The 14,536-nt window shown below is 34.6% G+C and carries 15 protein-coding genes; 9 read left to right on the top strand and 6 right to left on the bottom strand.

Features of this window, described 5'->3' with window-relative positions:
- The first annotated feature begins 144 nt into the window (after window positions 1-144).
- Complete coding sequence (locus BCR26_RS08110) at window positions 145-1,908, top strand: flavocytochrome c (protein ID WP_069698497.1); 1,764 nt, start codon at window positions 145-147, stop codon at window positions 1,906-1,908.
- 65 nt (window positions 1,909-1,973) lie between these two features.
- Here the strand turns inward: BCR26_RS08110 and BCR26_RS08105 are convergent, their stop codons facing one another.
- Window positions 1,974-3,071: a hypothetical protein gene (locus tag BCR26_RS08105; RefSeq protein WP_084387068.1), complete on the bottom strand. Its 1,098-nt coding sequence runs from the start codon at window positions 3,069-3,071 to the stop codon at window positions 1,974-1,976.
- 173 nt (window positions 3,072-3,244) lie between these two features.
- On the bottom strand, window positions 3,245-5,698 hold the full coding sequence (locus BCR26_RS08100; RefSeq protein WP_069698479.1) for an FAD-dependent oxidoreductase: 2,454 nt from the start codon (window positions 5,696-5,698) through the stop codon (window positions 3,245-3,247).
- 236 nt (window positions 5,699-5,934) lie between these two features.
- On the opposite strand from BCR26_RS08100, the gene BCR26_RS08095 reads away from it, so the two are divergent.
- The 5 genes from BCR26_RS08095 to trxA are packed head-to-tail and all read left to right on the top strand — an operon-like array spanning window position 5,935 to window position 8,786.
- Window positions 5,935-6,249 carry a rhodanese-like domain-containing protein gene (locus tag BCR26_RS08095; protein ID WP_069698478.1) on the top strand — a complete coding sequence of 105 codons (315 nt, stop codon included), beginning with the start codon at window positions 5,935-5,937 and terminating at the stop codon, window positions 6,247-6,249.
- 2 nt (window positions 6,250-6,251) lie between these two features.
- Complete coding sequence (locus BCR26_RS08090; RefSeq protein ID WP_069698477.1) at window positions 6,252-7,907, top strand: FAD-dependent oxidoreductase; 1,656 nt, start codon at window positions 6,252-6,254, stop codon at window positions 7,905-7,907.
- Entirely contained in the window at window positions 7,900-8,196 is a 297-nt protein-coding gene (locus BCR26_RS08085; RefSeq protein ID WP_069698476.1) for a rhodanese-like domain-containing protein, read from the top strand. Before BCR26_RS08090 ends, BCR26_RS08085 begins: the two co-directional genes overlap by 8 nt.
- Before the next feature lie 4 nt (window positions 8,197-8,200).
- A complete protein-coding gene (locus BCR26_RS08080) occupies window positions 8,201-8,461 on the top strand; it encodes a metal-sensitive transcriptional regulator (RefSeq protein WP_069698475.1) in 261 nt (86 codons plus the stop codon).
- 13 nt (window positions 8,462-8,474) lie between these two features.
- Window positions 8,475-8,786, top strand: coding sequence for a thioredoxin (gene trxA / locus BCR26_RS08075; protein ID WP_069698474.1), 312 nt, complete (start codon window positions 8,475-8,477; stop codon window positions 8,784-8,786).
- Window positions 8,787-8,902: 116 nt separating this feature from the next.
- Here the strand turns inward: trxA and BCR26_RS08070 are convergent, their stop codons facing one another.
- Window positions 8,903-9,466, bottom strand: a complete 564-nt coding sequence (locus BCR26_RS08070) for a YdeI/OmpD-associated family protein (protein ID WP_069698473.1) — start codon at window positions 9,464-9,466, stop codon at window positions 8,903-8,905.
- A 26-nt stretch (window positions 9,467-9,492) separates the two neighbouring features.
- A complete protein-coding gene (locus tag BCR26_RS08065) occupies window positions 9,493-9,813 on the bottom strand; it encodes a DsrE/DsrF/TusD sulfur relay family protein (protein WP_084387067.1) in 321 nt (106 codons plus the stop codon).
- Window positions 9,814-10,255: 442 nt separating this feature from the next.
- On the opposite strand from BCR26_RS08065, the gene BCR26_RS08060 reads away from it, so the two are divergent.
- Window positions 10,256-10,645: a RidA family protein gene (locus BCR26_RS08060; protein WP_069698472.1), complete on the top strand. Its 390-nt coding sequence runs from the start codon at window positions 10,256-10,258 to the stop codon at window positions 10,643-10,645.
- Window positions 10,646-10,780: 135 nt separating this feature from the next.
- Complete coding sequence (locus BCR26_RS08055; RefSeq protein WP_069698471.1) at window positions 10,781-11,023, top strand: hypothetical protein; 243 nt, start codon at window positions 10,781-10,783, stop codon at window positions 11,021-11,023.
- Between the two features lie 148 nt (window positions 11,024-11,171).
- Here BCR26_RS08055 and BCR26_RS08050 read toward each other — a convergent pair whose 3' ends face one another.
- The gene (locus BCR26_RS08050) at window positions 11,172-12,446 is read right to left on the bottom strand and encodes a murein hydrolase activator EnvC family protein (protein WP_069698470.1); all 1,275 of its coding nucleotides are present in this window, start codon (window positions 12,444-12,446) and stop codon (window positions 11,172-11,174) included.
- Window positions 12,447-12,730: 284 nt separating this feature from the next.
- Window positions 12,731-13,534, bottom strand: a complete 804-nt coding sequence (locus BCR26_RS08045; RefSeq protein WP_069698469.1) for a helix-turn-helix domain-containing protein — start codon at window positions 13,532-13,534, stop codon at window positions 12,731-12,733.
- 407 nt (window positions 13,535-13,941) lie between these two features.
- On the opposite strand from BCR26_RS08045, the gene BCR26_RS08040 reads away from it, so the two are divergent.
- Window positions 13,942-14,505, top strand: a complete 564-nt coding sequence (locus BCR26_RS08040; RefSeq protein WP_069698468.1) for a hypothetical protein — start codon at window positions 13,942-13,944, stop codon at window positions 14,503-14,505.
- The last annotated feature ends 31 nt before the right edge of the window (window positions 14,506-14,536 follow it).

Below are 14,536 nucleotides of genomic sequence, written 5' to 3'. Positions count from 1 at the left end.
TAAAAAAAGACTGAATTATGCAAATACAAATATCGGGAAACTCTCTATAATAAAAAAGGATAGATAATTTTTAAGCTTATCTATTTATGTGATTTTATTCACATACCGAAAGAGGGATATGATTTTGAAAGGATGGAAAATGAAATGAAAAAACTGGGGAAGATAGGGATTTTGTTTATTATTGCACTTTGTTTAAGTCTAACAGTAACGGCTTGTGGGGGAGACAACAAGGAAATCAAGCAAGTTGGAACAGGTTCAGGAAAACACAATGAGATTAAAGTAGAGGTCACTTTTAAAAATAATGAAATCACTGATATTGAGGTCTTAGAAGACAAAGAAAATGAAGTGTTGGCTGAGCCAGTCTATAAGGAATTAAAAGAGACGATGATTTCATTAAATAATACTGAGGTAGATGCAGTTAGTGGATCATCTGCAACAAGCAATGGCTACATCGAAGCAGTAAAGGACGCGGTTAAGAAATCTGGTGTTAAGTTGGAAAGTAAGAAAGCAACTGCAAAAAAAGAAACGAAAGAAGACGTAGAACAAACTTATGATGTCGTGGTTGTAGGTGCTGGTGGAGCTGGACTTTCTGCTGCAGTTGAAGCTCAAAAAGCAGGCGCAGATGTAGTTATTTTAGAAAAAATGCCGACAATTGGAGGAAATACGCTAATTTCTGGTGGAGAAATGAACGTTCCGAATAGTTGGGTACAAAAAAATCTGAAAATTGAAGGTGACAATGCTGACATTTTCTATGAAGATGCTATGAAAGGTGGCGACAATGCTGGTGATCCAGAGATGGTTCGTATCTTGTCCGATAATGCATTAAGTTCTGCTGAATGGTTAAAAGATGAAATCAAAGTAGAATTTATTGACGACCAATTATTCCAATTTGGTGGACATTCCTATAAAAGAGCATTGATTCCAGTAGGACATACTGGTGCGGAAATGATTACAAAATTTAAAAAGGTAACTGACAAAAAGAAAATTCCAATCAAAACGAATATTAAAGCCGAAGAGTTAATAACTGACGAAAACGGTAAAGTTACAGGAGTCAAAGCAAAATCAAGTGAAGGAACAGCGATTACTTTCAACGCTTCAAAAGGGGTTGTTTTAACTACTGGTGGATTTGGTTCAAATGTTGAAATGAGAAAGAAATACAACCCTAAAATGGATGAAAGCTATATGTCTACGGATACGCCTGGGACAACAGGGGATGGCATTGTTATGGCACAAGCTGTAGGTGGAGAAATAACGAATATGGAAAGTATTCAAACCTATCCGATTTGTGATCCAGTTACTGGTGTGATTTCATTATTAGCAGATTCTCGTTTTGATGGGGGGATTTTAATTAATCAACAAGGCAATCGTTTTGTAGAAGAATTAGAGCGTCGTGATGTCATTTCGCAAGCCATTTTAAAGCAAGAAGGCGGTTATACGTATCAACTATGGAATGAAGATATAGAAAAAATTAGCCATACAATTGAGATTCATAAAGACGAATACGAACAATTACTAAAAGAAAAAATGTTATACAAAGCCGATACTATCGAAGAAGCAGCAAAAGCTTTCAACATTGATCCAGAAGCGTTAAAAGCAACTGTGGAAAAAGTAAACAAATATGCAAAAGCAGGAAAAGACGCTGATTTCAATCACCGAGGTGGTTTAGTATCGTTGGAAAAAGGTCCTTACTATATTCAAAAAGCCGTGCCTTCTGTTCATCATACAATGGGGGGATTGGTAATTAATGGAAAAACGCAAGTGATAAATAAAGAGAAGAAACCAATTGAAGGGTTATACGCAGCTGGTGAAATTACTGGTGTTGTTCATGGAAAAAACCGTTTAGGTGGAAATGCTATCTCTGATATCGTGACATTCGGTCGAATTGCTGGGCAAGAGGCCGGAAAATAGCTAAACAATATAATAAAAAAGTAGAAAACTATCTAAACAGCGAAAAAAGTGTTTAGATAGTTTCTTTATTGATTATGAGGGGTACTTTCCTCGTTAAGAATTTTTGTTTCGAGCCAAACTAGTAATTGCCCTTCTGTTTTCGCATCACCTAGATTCGGTGCGCGATGAGTCAAATTTTTTCCTGCTGTTATCAGCTCTAAAGCAGCTTGTGCATCTTTTTCAATACAATAAACATAGGCAGCTTTAACTCGTTTATTTCCCATAAGAGGCTGTTTCAAAGCAGCTTGGATTTTTTTATCTGTCCAGATTTGAGGAATCCGTTCATCAGTTGCTGCTGTTAAACATAAACCAAAAAGCATTTCTTTTTTTAGTTCTAGTAAGTAAATCGATATCATTTCTTTTTTTCGTTGCCACAAAATTTCCAATTGTTCTTGATAAAGTGGCCAGTTATGTTTTTCTGCCAACCTAGCTATAATCAAAAATTGTTGCCAATCGTTAAAATAAGTGTGGGCTGAAGTTGCTGACACTAGTTGGAAATATTGCTCTGGCAGTTCAGCATAGGTTTTTCCTTCATTCATCTGATTATTTATTTCAAATTGTAAGTAAAGCAAGTATTGTTGTTTTTCATTTGAAGAAGCGATTTTGAGACTCATACCGTCGTTAAACCCGATTGGGATAGAGTTTGTAAGAGCAGTCAAAATGCCTACAATAGCAAAAGATGTAGCTAAAAATGATTGGGGCACAAAAAAAGCGCCAACAATAAGACTAGTGACTATATTGGCGATTACACCTCCTAGTAAATATAAACGAAAGGGAAATTTACCGGCTTCATAGGTTGGTGGTGCCATTAAACATTGTCCTAGTGTCCCGGGAACTTTGTAGCGCCGAACGTGAATGGTACCATCTTCCCGCCAAACCCACATAAATGAAAAAATACGATAACTGACCATTTTATAGCCAGATATTTTACCGAGTAATCCGTGTCCAGCTTCGTGAATCACAATATGAATAATATAAAACATAGGGAAAGACATAAACAGGAATACTGTTTCTAAAACATTTACGTTTTTTGATGCAATGATATACCCAGCCCAGTACCCTCCGATTAATCCAAAAATAGTCATTACCATCATGGGAAAAATCTTTTTTATTTTTTTCTTCATGTTAAACCTCCTTTAACTTACTTATATTTTATCTGATTTCTCAGAAATAAGATAGCTGTTTTTACTGGAGGAAGAAGACGTTATTTTAATAGTTTATTTTGACCATTGGTTATTCGGATTTAGAGGATGAAACGAAACTGATTTTTAGTTTTGTTCCATCCTCTTTTTCTGTTTTAAATAAACAAGTTCAGATTTGATTGTTCGCTATCACCAAGATAAGTTGCGACACCACCATATTCCACAAAGTCAAATAGTTCAGAACGATCAATTCCCATAATATCCATACTCATTGTACAAGCAACGAATTTGACCCCAAGCTTGCTTGCCTTTTCAATCATTACTGGTAGGGAGTCGACATTTTTTTGTTTCATGACAGTTTGAATCATTTTAGAACCCAACCCCATCATGTTCATTTGTGATATTGGTAGACTAGTTGCTCCATTTGGAAGCATAATATCAAACATTTTTGCAAGTCCACGTTTCTTGATTTTTTGTTTTTTCAAGATACTTAAGCCCCAGAAGGTAAAGAAAATAGTGACTTCTTTTCCCATAGCTGCCGCACCACTGGCAATAATCATTGAAGCAAGGGCTTTATCTAAATCGCCACTAAAAACAACCATAGTCGCTCCATTTTTAGTCTCATGAAGCACTCCTTCGGCAGGCAAAGAATGAATTGGCATTTGATTTGAAGAGGGAATGCCTTTGATAATTTTAGCAACTACTTTAGATCCGTTTAACTGGTTTTCAACAAGTGTGTTACCAGTATTTTTACACCATGCTTCTATATCTGCAACGAAGCCAAAATCACTGGCTTGAATCTCTAACAGTTCACCATCATTCATTTGATCGATGGCTTCTTTTACTTTTAAGATTGGGCCGGGACATTGAAGACCACAGGCATCAATAGAAATCATTTGACCTGCTTCAACAGAAGCAGCGTTGTGATTCTTATTCTTTCCTAAAATAGTTTTTGGAGCACTTAAACGATAGTTCGCTTGTTTGTAAGTTTTAAAACCGCCATCCAGATTTTTTACAGAGAAACCATGTTGCATTAAGATTCTGGCTGCATTATACCCTCGTAAACCAACTTGGCAATAAACGTATATTGTTTGATCTTTTGGTAAGTCATCAAGTCTGTCACGAAGTTTCGCCAAAGGAATCACATGACTGTTTGGTAATTCCCCCGTTGCCAATTCGAATTCGTCACGAACGTCTAATAAGTAAGCGTCCTTTTCGATAAGCGTTGGAATTTCTTGCCAAGAGAACGTTTCTACCTTGTGATTTAAAAGGTTATCTGCTGTATAACCTAGCATATTTACTGGATCTTTTGCACTCGAATAAGGAGGGGCATATGCTAGTTCGATAGAAGCTAACTCATTTGCTTTTGCGCCAAACTTCATTGCTGTTGAAATAACATCAATTCGTTTTTCAACCCCCTCAGTTCCTACACCCTGAGCGCCTAAGATTTTTCCATCTGGGGCAAACAATAATTTTAGTGCGATTGGGCTTGCGTCTGGGTAGTAACTAGCATGTGAATTAGGGTGGATATGGATGCCCTCATAATCAATTCCCAATCTTTGTAGCGTTTTTTCCGAATTTCCAGTTGAAGCGGCAGTTAATTCAAATACTTTGGCTACGGATGTTCCTTGAGTTCCAGGGTAATTTGCTTCAATTCCATTAATAATATCAGCAACTAGTCTTCCTTGACGATTTGCTGGCCAAGCTAGTGGAATAATAGTCGGTTGTTGATTAACAAAATCGATTACTTCGATTACGTCTCCAATAGCGTAAATATCAGGATAATTTGTTTCCAATTGTTTATTTACTTGGATTGCGCCACGAAGACCAAGTGCTATCTCAGCTTCTTTCGCTAATGAACTCTCTGGAGAAACGCCAATCGAAAGAATCGTTAAATCAGATGCTAACGTTTTGCCGCTTGTTAGAACTAGTTCGCCTCCTTGTTTTGAGAAAGCTTTTAAACCGTCATTTAGAATTAGATTTACACTATGAAAATTTATTTGAGCATGTAAAATTTGAGCAAGTTCAAAGTCAATATTTGGCATAACTTGAGAGGACATTTCTACAAGGTTGACTTGAATCCCTAGGTCAACAAGGTTTTCCATCATCTCTAATCCGATGAAACCACCACCAACAATAGTTGCTTCCTTGACTTTTTCTTTTTCAATATAAGCTTTAATCTGATCCATATCGGGAATATTTCGTAAACTGAAGACGTTTTTAGCAGTTTCAAGTCCTTCAATTGGAGGGACAATTGCTTTTGCGCCTGTTGAAATAATTAGTTTATCAAATGACTCTGTATAAATTTCCTTGGTCTGGTGATTCAAAACGGAAACTGTTTTATTTAGAGGATTAATAGCTGTAACTTCAGAAAAGTTACGAATATCTAAATTATATTGTTCACTCATTCCTTCGACTGTTTGTAATAATAGATCCTCACGATTTTTGATTGTACCTCCTACATGATAAGGCAATCCACAATTAGCAAATGAAATATACTCTCCTTTTTCAAAAAGAACAATTTCATCTTCTTCATTTAATCTTCTAAGTCTAGTTGCGGCAGTAGCACCACCTGCAACGCCTCCAATAATGACGATTTTTTTAGGCATAGTTTGATGTCTCCTTCTTTATAATTGATTGTTTACTAGTTGAAAAAGATGTTAATCGCATGATGTATCCTCATACACAAATGAAAATATACCCTTAACGGGTATGTATGTCAAGTCTGTTATTACTAGTAAGTATTTTGTTGCAAACTGTAAGCAAAGGTGTTGACATTTTATAGGATAAATAGTTTAATATACCTATCAGGGTATAGAAAACCTTTTAGTAAAGGAGAAATAGCATGTTTGGATTTTTTAATAAAGTAGCAAGTATTTCAGTAAAAGAGTTACAAGAAAAAATAAATGAGCCGTTAACTTTGCTTGATGTTCGGACGCCTAATGAATACCGGTCGGGGCATATAAAAAAGGCGAAAAACATCCCATTAAATAAAGTGAATAGCTATAAAGGGAATTCAAATGATTTAATTTATGTCATCTGCCAATCAGGTATGCGTAGTAAGAAAGCTGCAAAAGTACTGCAAAAAAATGGTTTTAAAGTAGTGAATGTTCGTGGTGGAATGAGTCAATGGACAGGCCAAATTCAAGGAGGAAAATAGATATGACAAAAATTATTATTATCGGTGGAGTTGCTGGAGGCATGTCAGCGGCAACTAGATTGCGCCGTCTTATGGAAGACGCTGAGATTGTTGTTTTAGAAAAGGGACCGTTTGTTTCATTTGCCAATTGCGGATTACCTTATTACGTTTCAGGTGAAATTGAAGAGCGTGAAAGTCTACTTGTTCAAACACCAGCAGCTTTACGTGCACGATTCAATTTAGACGTTAGACCTTATCATGAAGTAATTGCTATCAATTCTACAGAAAAAAAGGTAACTATTAAGCATGAAGATCAAATGATGACAGAATCTTATGATAAATTGATTTTATCGCCAGGTGCAAAACCGTTCATCCCACCAATTACTGGACTATCAGAAGCAACCAATGTTTATAGCTTAAGAAATGTACCAGATCTAGATAAAATTATGGCAAATATTCATAATGAGCAGCCAAAAAAAGCAATTGTGATTGGTGCTGGATTTATTGGATTAGAAATGGCAGAAAACTTAAAGAAACGTGGACTAGATGTAGTTCTTATTGAAAAGGCACCTCATGTCTTGCCACCTTTAGATGAAGAAATGGCTGCTTTTGTCAAAAATGAATTGGTTAATAAAGGAGTAGAAGTGATTACTTCGCAATCAGCGACAGAATTTAAAAATCAAGGAAAATTGGTTGTTTTAGAAGATGGCACTGAATTGCAAGCCGATTTAACAATTCTATCTGTAGGAGTGCAACCTGAAAATTCATTAGCAAAAGAAGCGGGAATTGAATTAGGTTTACGTGGTGGAATTTTGGTTGATGAAAGCTACCAGACTAATCTTTCAGATATTTACGCTGTTGGAGATGCTATTTTAGTAAAACAGCAAATTACGGGCGAAGATGCTCTGATTTCTTTAGCATCACCAGCTAATCGTCAAGGAAGACAAGTAGCGGATGTGATTGCCGGATTGAATCGTAAAAATAAAGGGAGTATTGGCACTGCGATTGTTCGAGTATTTGATTTGAGTGCTGCTTCAACTGGATTAAGTGAACGCGTAGCAAAGCAAGCTGGTTTTGATGTGGCGGTGGTTCATACTTCTGGAAAAGATCATGCTGGTTATTACCCAGGAGCAACCGAGGTTGTTTTGAAACTGGTGTTTAACCCTAAAACAGGTGAAATTTATGGCGCACAAGGAGTTGGAGAAAAAGGGATTGACAAACGAATCGACATTTTAGCTACAGCGATTAAAGGTGGGCTGACTGTATTTGATTTACCTGAACTAGAATTTGCGTATGCCCCACCATTTGGCGCAGCGAAAGATCCAGTCAACATGGTTGGCTATGCAGCCTTGAATAAGATTGAAGGTTTGACAGACACTATTCAATGGTATCAGTTAGAAGAGGAATTAGCTAAAGGTAAAGTATTGCTTGATGTTCGTGAAAAAACGGAATTAGCTAACGGACAATTTAAAGCAGCCATAAATATTCCATTAAATGACTTACGTTGTCGTGTTTCTGAATTAGATCCAACCAAAGAGTATATTGTAAGTTGTCATAGTGGTTTAAGAAGCTATATTGGTGAGCGAATTTTGAAACAAGCAGGATTTAAAGCGGAAAATTTAGATGGTGCCTTTTCTCTCTATAAAACAGTAAAACCGGAGGAATTAAAATATGTTTAGTTCAATTGGTGCAGATGAGTTTTATCAAAAATCAAAAGAAGAAAAATTAACGATTATTGATGTTCGAGAAGACGATGAGTTTAAAAGAGGCCATATTCCAACTGCCAAAACAATTCCTTTAAGCAGTTTAGAGCCATACGTCAGTAAATTAGATAAAAATGAAGAGTATTACATTATTTGCCAATCAGGCGGTCGTTCAGCAATGGCTTGTGACTTTTTAAGCAGTCAGGGGTATCATGTAGTGAACGTAATGGGGGGCATGTCAGTTTGGAAAGGAGAGCTAGAGTAGGCTTATGGGAACTTGTAATAAAAATATTCTGAATCGTTTAAAACGTGCTGAAGGTCAAATGCGCGGTATTCAAAAGATGATTGAAGAAGAAAAAGAGTGTATTGATGTTATTACGCAACTGAGCGCTGTCAGGTCAAGTGTTGACCGGATTATGGGGATGATTGTTGCGGAAAATTTAAAGTCATGTCTGGAGAATCCGGAATTAGACCCAGTTGAGCAAACGCAAAAAATGGAACAAGCAATTAACATGATAATCAAAAAATAAGGAGCAAAAAAATATGAAAGAATTAACCAATAAAACGTACGATCAAACCATTGAAAAAGGCTTGCATCTAGTTGATTTTTGGGCTGCTTGGTGTGGTCCGTGCAAAATGCAAACACCGATTTTGGAAGAGCTAGAAAAAGATTATACAGAAGACGAATTAAAAGTTAGTAAAGTGAATGTAGACGATTACCCAGAAATTGCTGGACGTTATGGTATTCAAAGCATTCCAACAATGCTAATTCTAAAAGATGGACAATTGGTAAAACAAATCGTTGGTGTTCACATGAAACCGCAATTGCAGCAAGAATTGGCTGCATATATTTAAAGATATAAGACAATCCCAAACGCCCGAAATCCATTTTTGAAAATGAGAATTTCGGGCGTTTTTTTGATTAGGCCTATATATTTCAAGTATTTTTAAATGGTAGTAAATTAGATAAGCTACATCGGTTTTAAGTTTTTTTCTAAACGACCAATCATCCAAGCCAAACGTTTGGTTCGACCAGCCTCAGTTTTAGCATCTAAATAGGCTCTTGTATACGTTTTTCTTACAGATAAAGACATTTTTTGAAAATTTGTATAGGCTAAATCATTGGTTTTTAGTAATGTGGCAAGCATTTCAATTTGTTCATTGGCAATACCAGAAGGAGAAGTAGCATTATCCCACTGACCATTTTTCTTAGCTTCTTCAATTTTTGTTTGACCAAACTCAGTCATCAAACCACGTTGTTCTAACTCTTTGACCAATGCTTTGTTTTTAATAGACCATTTACTACCTTTCCTGCGAGCTGAAAAGTATTTAATATAGGAGTGCTCATCCACTCGCTTCATTAATCCGTCAATCCAGCCAAAGCAAAGTGCTTCTTCCAGCGCTTCATGGGCTTTCAATGTTTCTATTTTCTTTGTTTTCCCGAAAATCAGCCAAACACCTTCGCTGGACAAGCAGTTATCCATTAACCAACGACGAAATTCATCACGCGTTTTAAAATGCAAAGATTCAATCACTGTTTTTCTCCTTATTTTCATTCTTTTTAAAACGTTACAGTTTTATCTGCCCATTCGACCATTTCAACACAATCAAACATCGTTGAAATAGGACAAGCCGTATGTTCATCTAGTTGTCTAGATTTAAGGCAGGTACCACAAGCAAGCAGTTCTCCACCAGCTTCTTCAAGTTTTTTCATCTCTTGAGCAACATTGTATTGCGTATCTTCAAGAGTTTCACATTCCACTGCTTCTCCCATTAAAAAGAATTTTACCTCATGCTTCTTCTTTAGTGATGCGACACCAAAACGAAACGCATTCCACGCTTTTTCAGGTTCTTTTGTTTCAAGAATAATTGCCAATTTCATATTATTTATCTCCTTTTAGATATTTGTTTGAAAACACTTTCTTGCTAAAAGTATACCATAAAATTTTATTCGTTTATGCTGAAACTCATTAATTTGGCTCTATCTCTTTTGAGCTTAAGTTTGCGGTTATTAAGTCATTTTCCTTTTGTTGAAAATCAGAAAATTATTTCTAAAGAATATGTCGGGCAATTCATTGTTGTTTATCAAGAGAGGCATAACAATCAATAATGCTTTAGCAGATGATGGTAATAAAATGTACTGTATTTCCGAAAAAGATTTGTTTGTTGTAGTCCCTTCATAAACAATGAGGAAATCTCACAGTAATTGAAGATTAATCAAGAAATATATACTACCTTCAATTTAAGACAGACTAACAAATGGAAAAGTAGCTTAAATAGAAGAGTTTTGATATGATTCTCTAAAGAATAGAGGGAATGAATTTATGAGAAAAAGTAGAAATCCTGAAACTGTACATCCACCAGTTGATGCTTATGTTCATCAAATAGAGGTAAGTGGGAATCTTAGGTGGCTGAATTTATCTGGACAAATAGGGATGACAAAAGACAAACAACTAGCTACCGGAGTAGAGTCACAACTAGAACTAGCTTTAAAAAACATCTCTTTAAATTTAACGGAAGCAGGAATGAGCATCAAGGATTTGACGACGGCTGTTTTCTATTTTGTTGATTCTATTGATTTGGAAACAAGAACAAAGATACTTAAAGATTTTTTTGGCGATCAAGAGATTTGTATGACTCTTATATATGTAAAAGGACTTGCGACACCTGAAATAAAAGTAGAGGTAGATGTTTGGGCTTGTCAACAGATATGAAATGACATTCCTTAAAGTTTCTGAGAGAGATCTTCCGAGGTCTCTTTTTTTGTTTATATAATCTAGCTTTACTCAAAAAAATAGATATATTCAAGATTATCTGATAAAATATACGCAATAAATAATCATATAATAATGGATGAAACAATACAAGCTATTTCAGAAATTAAAGTTAGCGATAAACCTGTAAAAGCTAAATTGAACTTAACGAAAAAAGGATCAAAATACACTGTGTCTAGCGATGAAGCAGAAAATATAGATGCTATTTTTGTAGCTACATATTTGGGACAAAAGGATACTGAGTCGTTGGATAATGAGATAGAAAAAATTGGTAAAGAAGTTGAAGCAAAAATGACTGAAAAAATAACTAGTGAATAATATTAGGATGGTGAAGGAGAAAACGAAATTTTTCTTTTTCATCATTCTTTTTTTATTCATCTATGTTGAAAAAAGCGACTCATTATTACAAAAAATGTTATCAAATTGTAATAAAAAAAGATTGGAACTTTCGTCCCAATCTTTAATATTAGATACCTAAGAATGGAGCAGGATTAACAAATCCTGACCAAAGTCCAGTTGCGATACCAAAGTGTAAGTGAACCCCAGTTGAATTACCAGTAGTTCCCATACCACCAAGTACTTCACCTGCAGCAACATTTTGTCCAACAGAGACATAAGTGCTACTTAAATGTAGGTAGTAAGAGTAATAACCATTATCATGTTTAATAATTACATGGTTTCCTGCTGAACTTTGGAATTCTGCAGCTACAACTTGACCAGATTTAGAAGCCATAATCGGTGATCCGCTTGGTCCAGCGAAATCAATTCCATCGTGATAAGAGCCAGACATTCCAGTAGGATCTTGACGCGGTCCAAACGGGCTAGTAACGACTAAACCGATAGACAATGGTGATAGCCAACCATTTGATGGAACTGTTGGTGTTGTTCCAGAATTATTCCCTGAATTTGAACCAGAACCACCAGAAGGTGCTGGTGTAGGATTTTGATTATAGGCTGTTTCAGCATCTTTAACTATTTGATCTAACTCTTGTTGCTCTTTTAGTGCTTGGGCTTCAAGAGCTTCTTGTTTTTTCTTCGCTTCAGCAATAGCTTTTAATTCAGCCTGTTTTTTCTTCTCAGCATCTTCTTTTTGTTTAACAAATTTATCTTTTTCAGCAGTTTCAGTTGCTAAAGCTGCTGAAATTTCATTGATTTTAACATTTTGATCAAGTTTTGCTTCAGCAAGTTCTTGTTCTTTTTGTTCAAGTTCTTGCGTTTTTTTAGTAATAATTTCAACTTTTTCAGTAAGACTTATTTTTGCTTGATCTAATTCTTCTTTATCAGCTTTTTGCGCTTGTAGAATATCATTATTAGCAGAAACAAGGGTATTTACTGCAATTGCTTTAGAAATAGCATCAGAGATAGATTCAGAGCTTAACATAACTGCTAAGATAGAGCTTTGATCTTGGCTTGTTTGTGTTTCTCTTGCTTGAGATTCTAGCTGATCATTTCTTTTTTCAATTTTTGTTTTTAAAGCTTCGATTCTTAAGTTTAATTCAGCAAGTTCTTTTTCGTTTTTAACTTTTTCAGAAAGTGTTTTTTGATAGTCACTTTCAATTTGAGCTATTTCTTCTTCAAGTTTTGCCAAATAATTTTTAGCATCTTGTTCATTTTTAACGATAGTTTCAATTTTTTGATTTTGTTGCTCGATTTTTTGATCGATATTTTCTGCAAATGCAGTTAAGGGGCTAAATGCTAATAACGCAGCAAAAGCTACAGTCAAAATCATCTTTTTCTTCATATAGGTACTCCTCACTTTATATATGGATATATCTAAATTAGAAATTTGAAAAGGTGGGTTAAAAGATAAACCTCAACCATTATTAATTTCAGACACTATTAGATATGAATGTCTGAGCTTTCCAAATCAATGTCTAACACATTGTAACATATTTTTTGAGAAGTAAAAAGCAACTTTAAAACGAGTTTTTTACTATGATATACAACTGTAATATTTGTTACTGTTAGTTAATATAAATAGACAGTTTTAATTAGTAAAGATAGAGTTCATTGTCCCTAAAATATCTAATCTTGTGTAAAATGATATTGAACATGAAATAAGTCTAATAAACTGATTAAATGATTTTTCGATTTTAAATAATCTCTTTTGGCTTCAGTAGAATGTACATATTGAGGAGCAATCGACTCATCATCTTTATCGTCTATTAAGCTATAACTGGGGTCTTTAAGAGTAATAAGAAAAATGAAACAATCCGTCAAATCATGAATAAATTTTAGCGAGGTACGATCGTTAATAAGAGTGGATTCAAGTAAATCAAATATTCTAAGCAATATGGATATGTTTAAACTTTGTTTTTCTGATTCTGAAAATAGTTTTTCAATTTTAGGAAGGACTGTTTCTCTGTAAAATTTATTTTTTTCGATGTTGTAACTTGTATATTCTTCCACAACAATATGTTCATTTAGCAGTTCATTTGTTGCGAATAGTTCTGGGTAAATTTTTTTTGCAACGATTAATATTTGTAAATCATCATGATAAGAAAGCTGTCTTTTCTCCAGAGTATCTAATAATTGGTTTAAAAATGAAGGACTTAAGGGAATAATTTCAGATGCCGAGTAAGTTTCTGTCAATAATTTTTGAACATACTCTTTAAAGCTACCATATTTAATCCAGTCAACAGTTGTGTTTCCGAGGATTGCGATTTTATCTAGTCGTGAATCAATAGGTAGATTATTACCTTTTTCCCAATTATTTACTGTACTGGGACTAGAGAAACCTAACATTTTTGCAAATTGAAGCATAGTATAGTTGTGCTGCATCCTTATTTTTTTTATCCGTTGTCCTGCTGTTCTTAAATCGATTTCCATTTTATCTTCCTCCTAGTTATTTGTTTATTTAGTAAATCAACTTTCAAAAATTTTATTTTTAAAACTTTGTTTTTTCTTGAAAAATTCTTCTCAAAATGGTATCATTTTGGTACCGAAACGAATACATCCACTACTAGTATTGCTTTATTGTCTCTGTTGATTAAATACGCAGAAATAATGGGAATTCATTTAAATTTTTGATAATAAAACACTTTAATTAAAGGATGTATCTAAGGAATAAAAAAAGAAAATCGTCATCTGGAAATTCTAAATAGTGGATTGTTTAATTATTGGACAATTTTGAAGCAATTGCCGAAAGCGCTTCATCTGTTTGTAAATGATTCAATAATAGGGTTGAAGGAACGTGATATGGGAGTGAAGAAAAGAGAGAGAAAGAAGGAAATGGAATGAGAAAGTTATATCAAACTGAGGCTAGAATAAATCAAGAAGTCTGTCAAATTTTGGCGAAGCTGAAAAATAACCAAACACAAGGTTTAGCAACTCAACAGGTTATTGATGAATTGATAGGACAATACGAGACAACGATAAATTTGTCTTTTAGTGCTAATATTTTGCATAATGGTTTAGAGTATGCAGGAAGGTTATACAATCATATTGTAAAAATAGAGTATAAGAGATTTACTCAGTTTGTTATTAAACAACCGCTTGATTCATCCGTGAAGGAGTACATAGTGTTGCGATTAAAGAAAACAAAAAAACGTTTGTTGCTCCAGTCGCCTATGAAGCAAGAAAATTCAGGTTTGGAGATTCTTTATCTGGTAACAGGTGGCAAAAGAAAAAAATATTATGAAAACCATCAGATCATCAAGCAGATCTATAAAGAAATACGCAATGAATCAAAGAAAAGTGCTTTTAACTATTTTAAAGACAGATGCCAAATAAAGTATCAGCATTTTAAAGCAAAGCTAGAATATCGGAAATGGATGATTAAAAGTTACATCTGGCATTAAAAAGAAAAAATCAGTTAGATAGTTTTGTAGA

The organism is Enterococcus rivorum (assembly GCF_001742285.1).
GTDB classification, from domain to species: domain Bacteria; phylum Bacillota; class Bacilli; order Lactobacillales; family Enterococcaceae; genus Enterococcus_L; species Enterococcus_L rivorum.
This window is presented reverse-complemented; position numbering and strand designations above follow the sequence as displayed.